Annotated in this window: 2 protein-coding genes; both read left to right on the top strand. The window is 80.3% G+C overall.

Annotated elements, in window-relative coordinates; translation table 11 throughout:
* Nucleotides 1-108: 108 nt before the first annotated feature.
* The gene (locus ACFV6I_RS39085; RefSeq protein ID WP_380431012.1) at nt 109-1,209 is read left to right on the top strand and encodes a hypothetical protein; all 1,101 of its coding nucleotides are present in this window, start codon (nt 109-111) and stop codon (nt 1,207-1,209) included.
* A 118-nt stretch (nt 1,210-1,327) separates the two neighbouring features.
* Nucleotides 1,328-2,317 (top strand): NAD-dependent epimerase/dehydratase family protein, encoded by a 990-nt coding sequence (locus tag ACFV6I_RS39080; RefSeq protein WP_380431010.1) that lies wholly within the window; start codon nt 1,328-1,330, stop codon nt 2,315-2,317.
* Nucleotides 2,318-2,428 lie beyond the last annotated feature (111 nt).

Here is a 2,428-nt window from a genome sequence, read left to right as displayed (position 1 = left end):
CCCCGACGGCCCCCACGGCGCCCGGCCGGCCCGGTCCGAGCGGTCGGAGGACGAGGGCGGCGACGCCGGCGCGCAAGAGCGCCCCGGCGCCCTCGCGGAGGCCGTCTGATGGCGGGCGGCGCGGCGCCGGGCGGCCCCGGGAGCCCGGTGGGGGACCCGGTGCGCGAGGTGATGGCCGAGCACCGGGCGCTGTGCGAGCGGGCCGTCGACCCGCTGGAGATCGCCGCCGGACTGGAGGAGGCCGGGCTCGGCCCGCAGGCCGCCGCACGCTGCCGGCACGCCGACCTGTTCTCGCTCGCCGAGGAGCTGTACGCGCGGGTGCCCCGCCGCCCGCCCCCGCCGGAGCCGCCGCCGGGCCGGGAGTGCGCCGCCGCGACCCGGGCGACGCTGACCGCCGCCGCGCTGGCCGCGCTGCCCTGCGCGGCCGTGGTCGCGCTCGGCGCCCGCTGGCCGGTGCTGCTGCCGGCCGCCGTCCCGCTGGTGCTGGTGCCCGCCCTGGCCGCGGACCCCGCCGCCGAGCCCGGGCCGCCGTGCACCGGCCCCTGCCGCGCGGTGGACGGGCTGGGCCCGGCGCGGGCGCCGCGGCGGGCCGGCTCCCGGTGGCGCCCGGCGGCGCTGGGGTACGGGCTGGGCCTGGCCGCGCTGCTGCTGCTCCCGCTGGCCGCGGCGGACGGGGACCGGCGGCTGACCGCCGCGCTGGTGCTGGCCGGGGCGGTGTCGGCCGGGTCGGCCGAGCGGGCGGCCCGCTGGTACCGGCAGGTCGGCCGCGGCCATCTCGGCGCGGCGGCCACGCTGGCCGAGTTCCGGTCCCGGATGCGGCCGGTGCTCCCGGTGGCGGTCGCCCTGCACCTGGCGGTGCTCGCGGTGCTGACCTTCGCCGCGCTGGCGGTGCTGACCGTCCTCGCGCCGCGCCCCGGGCCGGGCCACGGCGGGGGCCTGCTGCACCTGGCGGCCGAACGGGCCGGCGCCGCGCAGTGGGCGGCGCAGGGCGTGCTGGGCCTGCTGCTGGTGCTGCCCGCGCTGCTGGCCCGCTGCGGCCGGACGACGGCCGCGGCGGCGGGGGCGCTGGCCGGGCCCGCCGTGGCGCTCGGGCTGCTCGCCCTGGGCCGCTCCGGGCCGACGGCCGGGCTGATCGGCGGCGGCGCGGTCGCCGCGGTGCTGCTGGCGTACGCCTGGGCCGTGCTCGGCCGGGCCGGTTCGCACCGCTGAGCCCCGCCCGCCGGTGCGGCCCCGGGTGCCGCCCCCTTCTCGTTGCTCTCACTCAGTCCGCTCTTGATTTCAGTCCGCCAGGTCGTCCCCGACCTCGCTTCGTGGAAGGACGCCCCCGATGAGGGTGCTGCTGCTGGGCGCCGACGGTTTCATCGGCCGCCGGGTCACCGATCGTCTGCTCATGGACCAGGAGTTGCAGGTGACGGTGCTCGGCCGGCGCGACTCGGCCGACATCCGCTTCGACCTGACCACCGGAAGCCCGGGCGCGCTGGCCCGGTTCCTGGACGCGGTCGCGCCGCAGGTGGTGATCAACTGCGCGGGCGCCACCTACGGCAGCTCGCGCACCCTGATCCGGTCGAACACGCTGGCCGTCGCCACCGTCTGCGAGGCGATCCGGCGCAGCCGGGAGCCGGCCCGGCTGGTGCACGTCGGCTCGGCCGCCGAGTACGGCCCGGTGCCGGGCGGGGTGCCGGTGTCGGAGCAGGCCGAGCCGCGGCCGGTCGGCCCGTACGGGGTGTCCAAGCTGGCCGGGACGGAGCTGGTGCTGGCGTCGGGCCTGGACGCGGCGGTGCTGCGGGTGTTCGACGTGGTGGGCCCGGGGGCGCCGACCGCCTCGCTGTTCGGGCGGCTCGCGGAGGGGCTGCGGCGGGCTCTGGAGCGGGACGAGTCCCAGGTGCGGATGCCGGACCTGTCCGGATACCGGGATTTCGTGGACGTGCGGGACGTCGCGCGGGCGATCCAGGCGGCGGCGGTGTCGGCCGCCACCGGGGTGGTCAACATCGGCAGCGGGCACGCCGTCCGGGCCCGGGACGCGGCCCAGCTGCTGGTCCGGGCGTCCGGCTTCGAGGGGGCGATCGTCGAGGAGAACCGGCAGGTCCTGCTGCCCGCGCAGGCCGGCGGCCCGGTCGGCGACCACCTGCCCGGCCACCACCTGCCGGGCCACCGGGTGGAGGGCCACCGGCCGGAGGGCCGGGTCGCGACGGGGGAGCCGGTGCCGTGGCGGCAGGCGGACGTGCGCACCGCCCGGGACCGTCTCGGCTGGCGGACACAGGTGCCGCTGGAGGAGTCGCTCGGGGACGTCTGGCTGGAGACGGCCTGCCGGGTCTGAGCGGTCACCGGGAGCGCCCCGGGCCGGGCGGGCCCCGCCGGGGGGGCGGTTGGGGGGGCCCCCGGGCGGGCCCCCGCCACGGTCGGATAAACCAAGCGAGCCGCCGACGCT

It is taken from the genome of Kitasatospora sp. NPDC059803, assembly GCF_042732255.1.
GTDB lineage: Bacteria > Actinomycetota > Actinomycetes > Streptomycetales > Streptomycetaceae > Kitasatospora.
The sequence above is the reverse complement of the archived record's forward strand: the minus strand, read 5'-3'. Positions and strand labels throughout refer to the sequence as shown.

What these genes read in the sequence shown, in the direction of transcription:
- ACFV6I_RS39085 (WP_380431012.1), top strand. Translation starts at nt 109, where the DNA reads ATGGCGGGCGGCGCGGCGCCGGGCGGCCCCGGGAGCCCGGTGGGGGAC.
- ACFV6I_RS39080 (WP_380431010.1), top strand. Translation starts at nt 1,328, where the DNA reads ATGAGGGTGCTGCTGCTGGGCGCCGACGGTTTCATCGGCCGCCGGGTC.